At 53.3% G+C, this 15,118-nt stretch carries 10 protein-coding genes; 8 read left to right on the plus strand and 2 right to left on the minus strand.

The window, feature by feature from the left end; translation table 11 throughout:
• Nucleotides 1-75: 75 nt before the first annotated feature.
• Entirely contained in the window at nucleotides 76-243 is a 168-nt protein-coding gene (locus VFO10_RS22385; protein WP_325144213.1) for a hypothetical protein, read from the plus strand.
• On the opposite strand, the gene VFO10_RS22390 is transcribed toward VFO10_RS22385, so the two are convergent.
• A complete protein-coding gene (locus VFO10_RS22390) occupies nucleotides 240-1,547 on the minus strand; it encodes an MFS transporter (protein WP_325144214.1) in 1,308 nt (435 codons plus the stop codon). The genes VFO10_RS22385 and VFO10_RS22390 overlap by 4 nt on opposite strands.
• 145 nt (nucleotides 1,548-1,692) lie before the next feature.
• Between VFO10_RS22390 and VFO10_RS22395 the strand changes: the two genes are divergently transcribed.
• From VFO10_RS22395 to VFO10_RS22405, 3 genes are read left to right on the plus strand one after another with little or no spacing between them, the layout of a single operon-like run.
• Nucleotides 1,693-2,322 (plus strand): hypothetical protein, encoded by a 630-nt coding sequence (locus VFO10_RS22395; RefSeq protein WP_325144215.1) that lies wholly within the window; start codon nucleotides 1,693-1,695, stop codon nucleotides 2,320-2,322.
• A gap of 42 nt (nucleotides 2,323-2,364) precedes the next feature.
• On the plus strand, nucleotides 2,365-4,434 hold the full coding sequence (locus VFO10_RS22400; protein ID WP_325144216.1) for an adenylate/guanylate cyclase domain-containing protein: 2,070 nt from the start codon (nucleotides 2,365-2,367) through the stop codon (nucleotides 4,432-4,434).
• A 9-nt stretch (nucleotides 4,435-4,443) separates the two neighbouring features.
• The gene (locus VFO10_RS22405; RefSeq protein ID WP_325144217.1) at nucleotides 4,444-6,489 is read left to right on the plus strand and encodes an adenylate/guanylate cyclase domain-containing protein; all 2,046 of its coding nucleotides are present in this window, start codon (nucleotides 4,444-4,446) and stop codon (nucleotides 6,487-6,489) included.
• 4 nt (nucleotides 6,490-6,493) lie between these two features.
• Here VFO10_RS22405 and VFO10_RS22410 read toward each other — a convergent pair whose 3' ends face one another.
• Nucleotides 6,494-7,519: a hypothetical protein gene (locus VFO10_RS22410; protein WP_325144218.1), complete on the minus strand. Its 1,026-nt coding sequence runs from the start codon at nucleotides 7,517-7,519 to the stop codon at nucleotides 6,494-6,496.
• Between the two features lie 229 nt (nucleotides 7,520-7,748).
• On the opposite strand from VFO10_RS22410, the gene VFO10_RS22415 reads away from it, so the two are divergent.
• From VFO10_RS22415 to VFO10_RS22430, 4 genes are all read left to right on the plus strand, one after another.
• Nucleotides 7,749-9,734, plus strand: a complete 1,986-nt coding sequence (locus VFO10_RS22415) for a PAS domain-containing hybrid sensor histidine kinase/response regulator (RefSeq protein WP_325144219.1) — start codon at nucleotides 7,749-7,751, stop codon at nucleotides 9,732-9,734.
• Nucleotides 9,735-9,815: 81 nt separating this feature from the next.
• Nucleotides 9,816-11,624: a DeoR family transcriptional regulator gene (locus tag VFO10_RS22420; RefSeq protein WP_325144220.1), complete on the plus strand. Its 1,809-nt coding sequence runs from the start codon at nucleotides 9,816-9,818 to the stop codon at nucleotides 11,622-11,624.
• Complete coding sequence (locus VFO10_RS22425) at nucleotides 11,621-12,451, plus strand: hypothetical protein (RefSeq protein WP_325144221.1); 831 nt, start codon at nucleotides 11,621-11,623, stop codon at nucleotides 12,449-12,451. Before VFO10_RS22420 ends, VFO10_RS22425 begins: the two co-directional genes overlap by 4 nt.
• Before the next feature lie 507 nt (nucleotides 12,452-12,958).
• Nucleotides 12,959-15,112 (plus strand): response regulator, encoded by a 2,154-nt coding sequence (locus VFO10_RS22430; RefSeq protein ID WP_325144222.1) that lies wholly within the window; start codon nucleotides 12,959-12,961, stop codon nucleotides 15,110-15,112.
• Nucleotides 15,113-15,118: the final 6 nt, after the last annotated feature.

The following is a 15,118-nucleotide window of genomic DNA, read 5'->3' on the forward strand; positions in this document are numbered from 1 at the left end:
TTCCAATCCATAGCAAAGGTAGAGGTCGTGTCGTTTATGTTACCGTTTCGCGTGTTTGACAAAGAAAAAAAGCAGATGTGGCAAGTGATCAACTATCATCCGGGTGCCAACGAAGGCAGCTATCTCGCGACCAAGGAAGATGACGATGCCACTGATGGTGACATGCGTATCATTCCTGCTTCCGAGATCGTGAACTATAAGTTCGTCGACTTCCTGGAAGAAGTCGAGCCGTTTGAAACTTAAGTCTGGGCCCGGCGTTTGCCGCGCTCGATATCGACCCGACTGAGCAGTATCATTCCCATTATAAAAAGCAGCACGATAAAGAGCACACTGAGTCGACTGCCTCCGGTCTTTTCAGCCAGAAGTCCGAAAACCAAAGGCCCAAAGAGTCCTGCGAATTTCGAGGAAACGCTGAAAAGACCGAAGAATTCCCCGCTATGCTTCAGGGGAACCATCTGGGCGAACACCGATCGGCTGATCGCCTGGCTCGCCCCTTGAACCGCCGCCACACCCCCAGCTAAAATCCAAAAATGCCAGGTCGTTGTCATGAAATAGCCGACCATGGAAATCAGGGTGTAGACCAAAAGGGTCAGCATCAGGGCTTTTTTCGGCCCGATTTTATCTGTGATCGGTCCGAACGCGAATGAACAGGGCACTCCCAGGAACTGCACGACCAAAATCGCTTTGATCAGATCATTGGTGCCGATGCCCACCTCGCGGCCATAGATGGTCGCCATGTTCATGATCGTGCCGATGCCATCGCTATAGGCCCAGAAAGCCAGGAGGAACATCAGGACATCTGGATACTTCTTCAGCTGCGCCAGCGTCCTGAACAGTTGAAATACGGCCTGGAACGACGTTTTCAAAACCTTGTGAGCGCCGGGAGCCGAAGTCTCGGGTTCCGGGACGTGACGGAAAAGGGGCAGGCTGAAGATGAGCCAGCAAAGACCCACCGAAATGAAGGAAAGCTTGATTCCGGCCACTGTGTCAGGAAGCCCGAACGTGTTGGGCGCCATGATCCACGCCAGATTCAGCGCCAGCAAGACCCCGCCCCCTATGTATCCCACGGCATAACCGGAGTTGCTGACGCGATGGATCTCCTTCTCATCGGCAATATGCGGCAGCAGCGCTTCGTAGAAGATGTTGCCGACGTAAAACGAAAAGCAGCCGAGAACGAAAAGTAAGCCCGCCAGCATCCACTGCCCGGGCTGGACCCAGGCCAAAGCGATGGAGGACAGGACCCCCGTGACTGTGAAGACCGCGAGGAATTTCTTTTTTGCGCTAAAGACATCAGCAATATAGCCAAGCGAAGGGGAAACGAGCGCGACCACGATCATCGTCACCGAATTGAAATAAGCCCAATAGGCCGTTCGCATATTCTCTGGCAAATCCTTGGCCAATGAATCATGAAAATAAAGGGGCAGGACGGCGACCATGATCGTGGTGGCAAAGGCTGAGTTTGCTACATCGTAGAGTGCCCATGATCGAAGTTCCCGTCGGTTGAGTCCGAGTGATGCTGACAAACGGGACCAAAGGTTCAACGCCATGGGTCATACCTTTCGAAAATGAGAGGAGACTTTAGTTGTTTTCACCAGTGTAGCCGGATGGAATGGAATCTGCACGAAAAACGTGGTAGATCATGTGTCTCGATTCCCCACTTACCCGTGCCGGTAGAGAATAAAGAGTAGAGTTATGAAGATCATGCTGGAATTTCTTGAATCCATAGGACTGGGAATCTGTCTGGTTCTTGCGGCTCCGCTGAGTTTTTTTCGGCGTCTTGATCATCTCTTTCAGCTGGCAGATCATGCGGGCTATCTGATGCGTCAGCGTCTTTTTGCAGCGTTGCTGCGCGCGCGCCTCGATTACCGCATGGGTAACTACCAGCAATCGGTGGTTTTATTAGGTCCCGTCGTTTTGCATCTGGAACAGAAACTCAAAACGGGCAAAGCCCTTCCGCTGAAATTACGCCGCCTGTTGTGCCTGCTATACAGTGACATGCAGAGACTGTATCTCCTGAGTGGGCAGGTCGAGGATGCGGTGCAGGTCGTCATTCGTGCTCAGCAGAACCTGGGTATTGATCGGCTGCCAAGCAACCCGGACCTTGATATTCGGACAGCGCATGTGATTCGAGCCGGGCTGGCTGCCAGCAAATTGCTGGAAGAGGGTGGCCTGGCGACCCTGATGGTCCGTCAGGGCGAGGAGCCGATCGTCAGTCGGACACCGTCATCGGACCAGAGAAACAAATCCGCGACACGTCCACAGGCCATGAAATCCGAAGGCCGCGGGGCCCAGATTATCGAATTTCCCAAACCCAGTCATTAAGACCCTGACTCCCGTATCCTTCAGTCACATCAGGAAATTCCGATGCGGACCGAAGAATACGGGAGTTTCATGCTGCGACTCTTCATCATTCTTTGGATAGCGATCAGCTCAGCGTCATTGGGCCTGGCTGTTGACGTCCAAAAAGATCTTGCTGACCTGAAAAGTCTGGTCTTCGATGCGCCGCAGATGGCTATTCAGCGGGCCGAGAAGATCGAAAAGGATTTGGGTGGTGTGCAGGCCGGCTCGCTTTGGCTTCAGGTCAAAGCCTTGCAGGCTCTCGCCATGACCAAGCTGGAACGCGTGGATGAAGCGCGGGCGGTGGCGACTCAGGCTTTGGAACAGGGCGCCTGGATCGACGACAAACTCACGAAATTTTCTTTGCAGTTGACTCAGATCGATGCCGGGTCGGCTTTGGGCCTTGTGGAATGGGACCAACTCGCTCCGCGATTCGATCAGTTGCTGGAAGCCATCGAGGCTTCAGGTGATCCCACGATCCTGGCGCGCGCTCTGACGAGTTATGCGGCTGCGGCTGCGACTTCAGGGCGCCCGCTTTTAGCAACCGGCATGATGCAGAAGGTGCTCGCGCTTCTGCCCCGTCTGCAAAAAGATGAGTTCTATTATTCCATCCTGAATGATCTGGTCGTCACCTATCAGAACGTGCAGGAAGGTGCTGACCTGGGAACGATCCTCGCCCTCGCCGAAGAAGTCCGGGGCTTTTTGAGAACCGAGCTGCGACGCTTCCTGGGTGCCGAGATCATGTATAACCTCGGCTTCGCTTACATGAGTTCGGAGAATATCCCAAAGGCTCTGGAAACCATGGAAGAGGCTCTGCGCTATGGGGAAGCCTTGGGCAATCCCACGGTGATGGCTTACGGTTGGCTTGGCATGGGTATGATACAGGCGCAGGCAGAACAGTACGAAGACGCCGAAAAAAATATTCGACGAGCGCTGGAGGAATTTGAAAAAGTCGATAACCAGGTGCGGGTGGAAAATGCCCTTCTCGTTCTGGTCGATATCCTTCTGCATGAATCCGAAACGGATGAAGCCGAGCGCCTGATCCAGCGTCTGGATGCTGCGAAGGCCAAAAGGCTTGAAAAATTCAAGGCGCGACTGTTCGCCAAACGCGGGCAGTATGAGAAAGCGGCTCAACTCTATTACGCGATCTGGCAGAAAAATCGCGACGACAATATTCGTCAAGATGCGGACAGCACCCAGCGCATGCTGATGGAATTCGCCGCCTCGCGCCAGGAAATGGAAAGGCTGGAGCTGGAGGAGAAGGAAGGCCTGCAACTTCTGAAAATCGAGCAGGAACAAAAGCAGCAGCAGCTGAAAATATGGATCCTGATTTCCATAGCCCTTATTTCCGCGTCCCTGATCTTTGATTTCATCCGTGTCAAGCGCAAGACGAGCGAGCTCTTCCATATGCATCGGCGTCTGCGCGAGCAGCTTTTGAGCCGCTTTCTGCCCCCGGACCTTGCGCATGCCGTCGCGGAAGGACAGACCGTTTTCGATGAAAAGCCGCGGGAAGTCACCGCCACCATACTCTTTGCCTCCATCGACAGTTTCAAGCCGGGAACCCGGAGCCTTCCGACAGCCCAGGAAGCCGAGATCATCCATGATCTGATGACTGTTTTGAGTGGAGCCGTGCATGCTCACGGCGGAACACTCGATCGCTCGGGGGCGGGTCGCGTGATGGCCTTGTTCGGAGCGCCGCTTCGCATGGAAGCCGCGGAATCCGCGCAAAAAGCCCTGCAAACCCTGCGCGAGATGCAGGCGGGGCTGCAGGTCCTCAATGACAAATGGCAGACGCGCCTGCAGCGTCCACTTTTTCTTAAAGCCGCTGTGCATCAGGGCAAGATCATAGTGGGAAGTTTCGGCTGTGAACGGCGCAGCGATTTTACCGCTCTGGGTCTGCCTGTTCAGATTACGGATGCTTTGGAATCCAGCGCTCATGCCAGCCAGTGTCTGATTTCGGAATCCATACTGCCCTATGCTCAGGGTGTGGAAATGCGGGACCTCGGTCCTCAGCAGGTGAAGGGTCTATCCAGGCCGCTTCGCGTTGCGGAGTTGACTCTGGACTTAGGCCCCATGATGAAGGCCAATGCCTCGTAAGGAGTGCGCATGCAAAGGATCATGATCCTGCTTTTGCTGCTGAGCGGCCTCGCTGCCACGGGCAAGGTGCATGGTCAATCGCGTGAAAGCATTCAAAAGGAGCTGGATGAAGCCACGATCCTTTTAAGGGATATTCCGGCCAAGGCCTATAAATTGATTGAATCCATCAGCAGTCATCCGACCCTCAGGGATCATCCCGATCTTTATTTCAAGACTATGCAGCTGCTCCTGGAATACGAAGGGCGGATGAAGATCTTCACGCAGACCGAAAGGCTTCTTGAAGAAAGCGCTGCGCTCGTGCCAAAGCTCAACGATCCCAAAGCGGAAATCGATCTGCTCCTGGCCAAAGCCGCTTATGCCTATGACGATGAAAAAATCGATGGCATCAGGACTTCGCTTGATCGAGCCTATGATCTGAGTCTTCAGATCGGAGACGTGGAGTCCCAGGCCATCATCCTTTCCGAGCAGGGGAACCTGGATCGTTTGGAGCTGAATTATCAGGCCGCACTGATCCATTACCTTCAGGCCTATGAGCTGATCAGGACCCGGCCCAAATCCGAAGGCTATGCGCGGGTGGCCAATCAGCTGGCCGTCTTTTATCTGGAAGGCTTAACGGTTCGCTATGACGAGGGCATCCGGCTTTTGGAAGAGCTGGTGGCCTTTGCCGAAGCCTCCCCCCATCCCAGGCGCCAGGATCTGCAGATTTTCGTCAGTAACCTCGGTTCGGCCTATGTGAAAAAGGGCCTGCATGATAAAGCGCGGCATAGCTTTGAAAAGGGAGTGCGCCTCGCCTATGAAATTGAGGACTGGACGGGCCTTGCCTATTGCCAGGGTTATATCGGCAATGTCCTGAGCAAGGAAAAAAAGTGGAAGGAAGCCCTATCCTACTTCACCAAGGCGCATGCTTACTTTGAGAGGACCAAAAATCGCCAGATGATCATCAGCGGGGCTCAAAAGCTGATGAGCATTCACCTGGAACTGGGGCAGCAGAAAGAAGCCGCCGAATACTGGAAGATCGTCCAGACCGTGAATGAGAAATCCATGCCGCTGAATCAACGAGTCGAGCATATGCGCCTTCGTGGACGACTCGCTGCGCTTGAAAAACGCTGGAAGGATGCCTACGAGGCATTTGAGCAGATGAATAAGCTGGAAGATAAGCTCAACGCCCAGCGCAATGCCGACAGCGCCCGCTACTACACAGCCCTTTTCAACATCGAGCACAAGGGGCAGGAGAATCGCCGCCTCGAACAGAAGGGCCGCGTTCAGGTCATGCAGCTGGAAAACAAGCGCAAGCAGAGCGAGGTCCTGAGCTGGATCCTGATCTCCGTCACGGTCATCGCCATGATCTTCGCCGTGGATTTTTTCCGGGTTCGCAAACGCCGCTGCAAGATTCAGAATCTTATGGACGGCGTTCAGAAAACCCTTTTGCAGCGCTATCTTCCAGAAAGCACGGTCGAGGCGGTGATGGCCGGTCAGCAAAAGCTGGAGGATGAGCCGAACTATCGAATGGTGACCGTCATGCACTGTGAGATCTGTGATTTCACGCGCGCGGCGGAGCTGCTCGGTCCGCAAAGAATGGGCCGGATTCTGAATGTTTTTCTGAGTGAGATGATGTCTATCATCGGCAGTGAAGGCGGGATGATCGATCGGTTTTCCAATGGATCGCTCCTGGCCGTCTTTGGTGCGCCTGCGGCCCAGTCTGTCGAGGTTCAGGCGGCTACGGCCGCTCGCTGCGCGCGCCGCATGCAGGATAAGCTTCAGGAGCTGAATCGCAGCTGGCAAAGGACGGATGGCTGGGTCTTTGCCATGCGCATGGGACTTCATCAGGGGGAAACCCTGGTCGGCAGTCTGGGGGCGGAAGCGCGAAAAGAATATACGGCTGTAGGTCCGGCTTTGGATCTGGCTCTGAGCATCTGCAGCCGCGGGGCTCCTGGTGATATGCTGGTGTCTTCGTCACTGGCCCAGCATCTGGAACCGAAGAGCCTTCAGGTGATGAATCGTCTGCGATCCGGTGGCGAAGGCGAGCTTTATTCGCTCCTTCGCGCCAGCGCCTGATCCCTTAGGGAGCTGTCAGCAGACGGCCGAGGAAAATACAGTCCCAACCCATGGAATCCTTTTCGGCGCTTTCCGCGGTATCCCGCTCCCAGGTCCACTGTTTTTTATTGTCAGGCGCTTCCCGCGGGCAAAGATTCTTCAGGGCCTCCTGCAGCCTCGGGCTCGAACCTTCATGCAGATACTGGAAAAAAAGATTGTCCGGTTGGCGTTCGCTGATCGTGTTGATGAGATCCCACTCGAACGCAAAATTTCTCCCCATCTTATGATAAAGGAAAAAGATCACCGCTTTCAGGTGCAGCGCATAACCCAAAGGCGCCTGCTCGGCCTCCATGATCAGAGTCTGTTCGCCGTTGGTTTTCATTTCCTTATGCAGCGGCAGCTCCAGATGTTCCCAGACCCGACGCATCACCGACCACATGCCGGGGGTGATGAGGCAGCGACCATCGGCATCATCACGGCAAAAGCGGTAGGTCCGCAGCTGACACACGCCGCCGACATTCAGCTGACACACCGAATTCTGATCCACCCACCGCAGCCATGCTTGTGCAGCAGCGCTGTCTTTGGTGGCGAGCAGATAACTCAAAGCTCCAAGCGCCATATCGCGGGAAAAGGAATTGCTGCTGTCCACGCCCACGCGTCTGGGCGAACGCCAGAACTTCCCTGCCGCATCCTGAGCGGCCTTCACCGCCGCGCAGCCGGACTCTTCACCCGCAAGGCATAAAAGTCCCGAAAAAAGCGTTCCATCTCCGTCATCACATGCGGCCTTGGAGGGATGCCCTTCGCAAAGCGGTGCCCAACTGCGCCATGCAGTAAGGGGCAGGATTTCGGGGGCTTTTTCCACGGGGCCTGAATACGTGGGTATTCCTGGCGATTCTGTCGTGGGGGCATAGTCCAGCGAATTTTCGGTCGCAACCGTGGCATCCGCGCTTGCGGTCACCGGCGGGGGTGGGGGAGCGGGTTCACTCACCGTCTCACCACAGGCGGTTACGAGAAATATTTCGAGAACGAATAAAGTCTTTAAATAAGCCATTGTGCAGCCTCCACAGGGGAGGGATCGGACTGAGTGGAGCTCTCGTTGATGCAGGAAGGGCAAACCTTCTCAAGTGTTGAGGCTTTCCTTGGGAAAAAAATACAGCCGAACGCCCGTGCAGTCGGTCCCCGATGATTCCGTCTTTTTAAGAGTCATCAACACCTGCTAAGATGCAGGCATCACCGGGACAGCATTCAAATGGACATGGGGAAAGATCTGGTACTATTCTGTGGACTCTAAAGAAGGTCAGGTAAAATTTTCTGCCACAGGTTTTGTGGAATTCGAAGAGTCGGATCTGCCGCCGCTTTTGGGACAGTCCGGACGGGCGGGCGCGCGTCTGAACGCAAAAGAGCAATATCTGGCGGTGAACAAGGATTTTTCCCAGCTCATGCAGACGATAGGTCCAGTGTTCCATGGCTCGACGCTGGCGGATTTATGGGAACCCTATACCTTGTCTCGTATCCAATCCGGCTTGATAAAATCTGTGCACGCGGGTCCGCAGATGGTTCGCTCGTGCGCCTTGCGGAGCGATCCTCTGCGAAGACTGTTTGATATCCTCTTTGTCAGCGAATCCGAGGATACGATACTCCAGCTCCTTTTTTCTGCGGTAGACGCGGCCGAGCCCCAGGACACCCAGGATGAACTCCGGCGTCTCCGTGCGGTCATAGATCTGGCTCCCGTTTTGATTTCCATCAAGGATCGCCACGGCATTATCCGCTTGACCAATCGCATGTTTGGGATTTTGAACGGGCCGGAGCCCGAAGAGTATGTGAATCGAAGCGTCTTTGAACTTTTTCCTCCCGAGATTGCCGCGCAGCTTTGGAAAAATGATCTGGCTGTCATTTCCAGCGGGCAGATGGTCGAGGCCGAGGAGACTGTCATGCATAGGGATGGCAGCGAGCACATCTATCTTACCTATAAATATCCGCTTTTGAAGAAAGACGGTGAGGTCCTCGAAGTCTGCGCGATTTCCACCGATATCACGGCGCGCAAATACTATGAAGGGAAGGCCCTCGAAGCCATGCGCAAGGCCGAGGAGGCGAATCGGGTGAAGTCGGATTTCCTGGCTCATATGAGCCATGAGATTCGCACGCCGCTGACGGTGATTCGCGGCTATGCGGATATCATGGCTCGTAAAACGGAAGCCGACGCCGGGATGATGCGGCCATGGATCAGCAGCGTCATGCGCGCCAGCAAGCAGCTGGAACTGATCGTCAATGATATCCTCGATCTGTCCAAGGTGGAGGCCGGCATCACCGAGATTGCCAAGAGTCCTGTGGATTTACGCCTGGTTCTTCAGGAATTGCAGCAGAGTTTTGTGCTGAAGGCTTTGGAAAAGAATCTGAACCTCGTGGTCGAGGTTCGGGATTCGGTGCCGGCCTTGATCAAGACGGATGCGCTGCGACTCAGGCAGGTGCTGGATAACCTTGTCAGCAACGCTCTGAAATTCACTGAAGAGGGTTCGGTCGCCATTACGGTGGAAACCGCAGCGCAATCTGAGCAGCTCCTTCATATTTGGGTCCGGGATACCGGGATAGGTCTGAGTGAAGACGAGCAGAAAAAACTGTTTCAGCCCTTTGTTCAGGCCGATGATTCGATCACCAGAAAATACGGCGGCACCGGCCTCGGTCTTGTCCTGGCTCGCCGACTGGCGCAGCTTTTAGGTGGTGATGTCAGAATCCATCGAAGCGCGCCCCAGTGCGGTACCGATATGCTGGTCATCATCGCGACCGATGATGCGCGAGAGGATGCGTCCTTGATTCCGGCCGTAGTTTTTTCAGGAGGCGGCTTGGATCCTGATCAAAGGCTGCGGGGCCGCAGTCTTTTGGTTGTGGAGGATGCACCCGATATACGTGAGCTTTTGCGCTACTTCCTTCTGCAGCATGGGGCTCATGTGGAAACGGCCTCGTCAGGTCAGGACGCGCTGGCCTGCATGAAACGGAGGGCCTTTGATGGGGTGCTGATGGACCTGCAGATGCCCATACTGGATGGCATGCAGACCATGAAGGCTCTGCGGGCCTCCGGTTTCGAAGGGGTCGTCATGGCTGTTACAGCCCATGCTTTGCAGGGAGAGCGGGAAAAATGTCTGCAGGCAGGCTTCGACGAGTTCGTGACCAAGCCGCTGCAGATGCCGGAAGTTATAGAAATTATTGGGAATATTATAGCATCCAAAAAGGCTGGCCTGATTCCTATCAATTCATGTCACGAGCCGTAAGGAGCGTTGACTTCACCCTAAAGTTTCCCTATGACATGCTTCACCCGTGGCAGAGCTGATCAAGCGTCAAAGTGAGGCGATATGGAAAAGGTGGAGAACCTGGAGGAGCTTTTTGTTCGGGGTGAACACAAGGCAATATTGGATCAAACGATAGATAACCCAAAGTTCCGCCGACCTTCTTCCGGATTTGAATACCTGATCGCCTCCTTATGTTTCGTCGGTCGCCTGCCGGAAGCCTTGACGCTTTATTCCATGTGGCGGGAGTCCATGACGCCTGAAGCCATCGCAGCGTCAGAGGCCTGGTTGAGTATTGCCGAAGCGCGGGCCGGTCGTCTGAAGCAGGCTCTGGTTTTTATAAGGTCCCTGGAGAAATTCCGTCGCGTCCATCGCATCCCCACTGTGAATTTCTATTACGAGCAGGCGCAGGCTTTTTATTACTGGCGTCGGCATCGTTTGCGCTTGGCTCTGCAATTTGCGGAAAGAGCCCTGGATGCCGCGTGGCGTGCGGAGTTTTTCTTTGGTCGCGCTCTGGCCACTGACATCATGGGGCATCTTTTGGTGGACCTGGGCCAGGTGCAGCGGGGGATGGCGGCCCTGGAGAAGGCGCATCAGTATTTTACGAGCCTTGGTTACTGCCAGTATGTGGAAGTGATTGAGACGGCTTTGATCGGCTATCAGCTCGAATTCAATCCCTACGGAACGGATGCGCTGGCCAACCTGCGTCAGCGCATCGACAGTCTGAATCCGGAAACCAACAACTATACGCTCAGTTTTCTTTATACCGAGCTGGGTCATCAGCTCGCTTTGCGCGGTGATCTGGTGGGCGCAGGCGAGGCTTTGGAAGACGCCGGCTCTTTGATTCAGCGCTATGGTTTGAAGCGCGATCAGGGTTGGCTGCTCTTCCGTAAGGCTTACCTTGCTCATCTGAGCGGCAAGGATTCGATGGCGCTTCAGTATCTGAATGATCTGATCAAGCCCCGCATCGCCGCCGGTGATGAGGACCTTCTGGTCAAGGCCGAGGGCCTGCAGCAGCTGGTGGGCCTGAATTTGGGGCTCAGCCTTCCGGTCCAGCGGGAGCATGGGAGCTTTCACCGAAAGTTCGGCTATGCCGTCGCCGAACGCATTCATCGGCGCCAGCATGGACAGAAGGAAACAGCGGAATGGGCTCAGGATGTGATGGGTGATTTCCTGGATAGCCTCCAGTCCGATGATCTTACGGTTCTGGAGAAAATCCAGGCGGTCTTAAAATCCGGGCTCTTATCTTTCCTGCCGGAGCTTTTGTCGATTCCGCGTGCGGAGCGCGTCCTATATTTTGATATCGAGCCGCAGACTCTGGTTCTCTTTGATCACGGATCTGTTTATAAGGCTGAGGGTGCGGTCACGACCCAGATGCAGAAGTTCGTTCGCTTCCTCATCGACGGCCCGAAAACCAAGGCCGAGCTGGTCCACGCCATCTGGGGATATACGTATCATCCCCTGCGGCATGATCCTTTGATCTATGGGCTGGTCTATCGGCTTCGTTCGCTGCTCGGGCTGCGTGAGGATTGGATTCAGGCGCAGGGTGAAGGTTATTCCCTAAGGCCTGATATCAAGGTTCACTTCTTTCAGCTGTATGCGAATATTTCGAATGCGCCGCTGCCTGAAGAGGAGGCGAAGAAGACGGCGACCGATCTGAACATTCGGCAGCTCAGAATTCTTCAGTATCTGCAGCAGCATGAGACGATAGATATTCAGGGTTGCGTGGAACTCTTTCAAACTTCCAAGGTGACGGCTTCGCGGGATCTCTCGAATCTAACCGAACGAGGGCTCCTCATGCGCACCGGCAAAGGCCGCAACACCTGCTATGGTTTGCCTAAGAATATAGATAGAAACAAGGAGATGGATGTATGAAGATTTTCAAGATGATGCTGATGGTTTGGGCCCTGGCCCCGACCGGAGTGATGGCGCAGGATTATTACGCGCCGACGGATAAGGAGAAGGAGCCGGTAGCGCGATTTCCGTTTGACGTAAAACCGGAAATCAAAACCGAAAATGGTGAGAAAGTCCTCAAATATACTCTTCCCAAGATGCTCACCGGCAACGTGAACGTCATCCGAACCACTGCCGTGGATCTGCCTGGACTGAATGATCTTCCCAATCCGGTGAAGATGTTTGTCGGAGATAAGGCGACTATCACCTGCATGGGAGCCGATTCGAATCCAGGCTGTATGGTCACGCACCGGAATTTGAGCTTGAATAAAGACCTGGCTTATCAGGAAATCGACAGGACCTACTACGATCCGCAGCTGCGCACTGCAGCACGGGCCGTGGTCGATGAATTTCAGAGTCCTGTGGAGCATTCGGGCAACCAGCCGATTGGAATAATCGGAGCTTTGAAGGAACGGAAGGATAGTGGCTTTCCCAGGGGGACGGTGAAAACCCAATTCGATCGAGCGGGAAGCATCACGACTGCATGGATTACGTGGAAGATCGAAGATGGGACTGGAAAATTCGCCAATACCGCCGATTTTAAACTTAATGGACGCGATGAGAAAGGCTCTCTCACGGACGTGAAACAGTTTGGCAATCGTGTTCGCGGTCGTTGGTCAGTTGCCAATGAATCCGGTTGGTTTGATTTTGAATTCAATAACGACAAGACTCGTTTTGAAGGGTTCTATGGCGTTGGTGATAACGGTTCGCCACGAGTCGGGCGCTGGACGTCGGTTTCTGTGCGCTAGGTGACGGCTTGCGCAATAACGCTATCCAGGTGCTGCTGGCAATCGGGGTGGACGCTGCTCGACGGGGCTGTCACCCTTGCCATTGAGCTGGGCTTGAGCGCCGCAGGGTATCGTATCGCTGGAGTTCGCTCTTTCATCGTTTATAGAGAAGCTTTGCGTATAAACATGGCAATCTCGCCTTCGTTTTCATCAAGGTCATCAGCCTGCTTTCATGCATATTCTTGAGGATCTTTGTCTGCGAAGTCAAAAAGCTATCATATTCATTCCTTGTTAAGCTTTTGAAATCATATTCATGAGACAATTCCTTTTTAAAGATTTCTTTCCATGAACCATCTTGCGGTTTGGTGCAATCTGAGTTAGCTTCAAATCAAACACGCTTGGATGATTTGAAGCCAATCGTAGCTTCAGAATGTGCCTTTAACATTCTTCGCAACATCATTTCAAAAAATGCTAACAGTTCCCTCCCCCCCTCCCGATACTGCTGAAAAAACTCATTGTGAGGATTGAATGAATTATTATTTCGCCAAACCTAGTGAAGCAAAAGTTCATGTGGTGGAGCCGCAGGTAACGCTAAGGTCTGTGATAGTGGAAGCATTGCGGGCCCAAGGATTCGTGCAGATATCGGCTTTTGGCGATCTGAAGACCCTTATGGACAGGCTTTCTCAAGAGACTGCAGATTGGATCCTGGCGGCGCCTTGTCTGGAAGGTGAAGTCAATATCATGCACCTGCTTAATATTTGCATCGAAGAGCCTCGCCTGAGAAAGACGAAGGTCAGCTTAATGATTCGCGAGCACGAGAAAGATATACTCCCCTTTGCTTTTGAATGGGGGCTGCTTTCATACCATAGCACTACTTTGCCAAGTCGAATTGCTGAGGACATTGCTGATCTTTTGCGCGTGCTCCGATCGGTTTCCTACAATTGCACCCTGGCTGCCGCCAACTTCCTGAACCGGGTCCTTAAAGAAAAGCGTCAGTGGGATGCGATTATCAACTGTTCTAAGAACCTATTGGAAGTTTTCCCCGGTTCTCCGCAAGTTCTCCTGAATATGGCGGAAGCGGAGCTCAGTTCTTCCAAGGAGGAAGGAAAACAGACACTGAAACAGGTCATGCTCTTGGATCCAGGGTTGAACGAAGTGGTCGAGCACGTTGCACGACGTTTCTCTTTTGACGAAGAAATGGAAGCACCACTGGATCTTGAGATCCTGGCCCTGAGCCGGCCCATTAACAATGCTCTTGGTCTTGCTTCGTGTGTTGTCATTGATCCCGATACTGATGTGCACTTTGCAATTCGTCAAACTTTGAGCGCAGCAGGCGTTCAGAATATCGAAACCTTCGAGACTGGCGAGTCCGCCTGGCATTGGCTAATCAATGGGCCGCCCCCTTCATTGATTCTGATGGAGTGGCGCATTCCTGATCTGAATGGCCTTCAACTGATCCAAAGAATTCGAAATAGATTTACGACCGTAAACATAATAATAGTGTCGTCTTTGGTAACGCAGAAGGAAGAGCCCTTGCTCCAAGAGTTGGGAGTCAAATGGGTGGTGGAAAAGCCCTTCGATATCCCAACTATCCTGCGAAAAATAGTGACGGCCGTGCAGCAGTATCGCTATCCCACTGAGCAGGATAGCATGGATATTAGGATCCGCGATTGCCTCAGCTCAAATAAGCGCGAAGAAGCCAGCCGCCTCGTGGCCATTTATCTTTCCCATCCTAACTTTGATAACGCCGGAAAAATTCGTGTTCAAGCAGAATTCGCCTTCTTTGAAGGTCGGTTCAAGGACAGCTGCAATTTAGCCTACGAGGCCTTGAAGCTGAACGGTGACTCCGTGGAGCTTCTTAATCTTTTAGGCAAGGCTCTCATGAAGTTGGGCGACTTTGAGAATGCCCTGAGGATATTTGAAAAGGCTAATGTTTTAGCTCCAAAAAATATTGAACGCATATGCAATATGGTTTGCGCATCCACTGGCGCCGGTGATGCACAGAAGGCTGAAGACCTGCTTGCTGAGGCTAAAACCATCGATTCCAGGAATGCGCTCGTGATGGAGACGGAAGCCTCGCTGGCGATTGAGTTGCACGATCAAGAGCGTGCCCTATCGACTATGCAGAATGTCGAAAGTCTAAACCGAATCGTGGCCTATATAAACAACAAAGCAGTGGCCAAGATTCGGAATGAGCAGTTTGAGGAAGGGATAAAACTTTACGTCACAGCGCTGGAATCCTTGCCAGAACCTTGGGGAGCGACCCATGACACGGTCTGTTTCAATCTAGCGTTGGCGAAAATTCGATACCTGCGATATAGCGAGGCCCTGGAAGTCCTGGACCGGACCAAAGCGAATCCCAGCTCCATTATGGGTCAAAAAGTGGCGGCGCTTCAATCCAAACTCAAAGCTGCGATTCAGACGAATACGCATCTTCAGTTTTCTGTAGAGAAAAATCCGAAGGATGCTGGTGAGAAAAGCGAATTCGTGGATATTGATTTCTCGAAAATGATTGATGCGTTGGTTCCGGCGCGCGGTGATATTTGTTGCTACAGGATCTTCCATGCTCAAGACCTTGCTGATCCTGGAATACGAAAGCTGCTGGATAATAAGCCACGATTGACAGCGCGGCCAATGATTCACAGGGATGACATTCAGGCTCCCAGAAAATACACACCATGAGAAGTG

The sequence above is a fragment of the Oligoflexus sp. genome (genome assembly GCF_035712445.1).
GTDB lineage: Bacteria > Bdellovibrionota_B > Oligoflexia > Oligoflexales > Oligoflexaceae > Oligoflexus.